Origin of the sequence: Shewanella sp. SG41-4, from assembly GCF_014164505.1 — a bacterium.
Classification (GTDB): domain Bacteria; phylum Pseudomonadota; class Gammaproteobacteria; order Enterobacterales; family Shewanellaceae; genus Shewanella.
This window is the reverse complement of sequence record NZ_JACJFI010000739.1, coordinates 1-613: the sequence shown is the minus strand read 5'-3', so window position 1 is coordinate 613 and position 613 is coordinate 1. Positions and strand designations below refer to the sequence as shown.

General features: G+C 36.7%; 1 protein-coding gene. It reads right to left on the bottom strand.

Going from position 1 to position 613, the window contains the following annotated elements; genetic code table 11:
* Positions 1-613: LeoA/HP0731 family dynamin-like GTPase (locus H5202_RS23600; RefSeq protein WP_259397471.1), on the bottom strand; the 613-nt coding region annotated here is incomplete at both ends.

Below are 613 nucleotides of genomic sequence, written 5' to 3'. Positions count from 1 at the left end.
CATTGCCACACCAACAAAAACTAATGCGCCATTAACACCTTTAGCCAAATTAACTGCACCCCAGGGTTTAAACTTCAACATACCCGCTAAATCAACGCCAATTAATTTTCCGGCGCCGACAAGACCATCTCTGGCGAGTAAAATATTTTGATTGTTAATTACGTTACCCTTCAGTGCATAGTTAAGACCTTGCTTCCCCATACTGATTACAGTGTCATTATATAGCTGCACTTCATTAGATATGTTTGCTTGTAATTGAACTAACTCACCTGAAAGCGAACTCACCTGCCCGTCAAATTCATTTTGAATTCGAGCGTTCAATATCACGCCTTCATTACCAACTTCTCTTTCGAAAAATTTGCTAAAGGTATTCATGTCTGAACCTTTTGCTTGTAAAATTAGTGAACTGAAATAGCTAACAACAAAATCTCGTAAACCGCGTTGAATTTCACCGATTTGTAAATTTAATAAACTAATTTGTTTATCTACACTGTTACAAATCGATTTTAGACGTTCTAACTCTTCAGCAATTTGTTCATCATTCTCAATAGCTCTTGGTAATTGTCTTTGTAATACATCACGTATAACACTGTGCTGAGCTTCTAGCGCAATA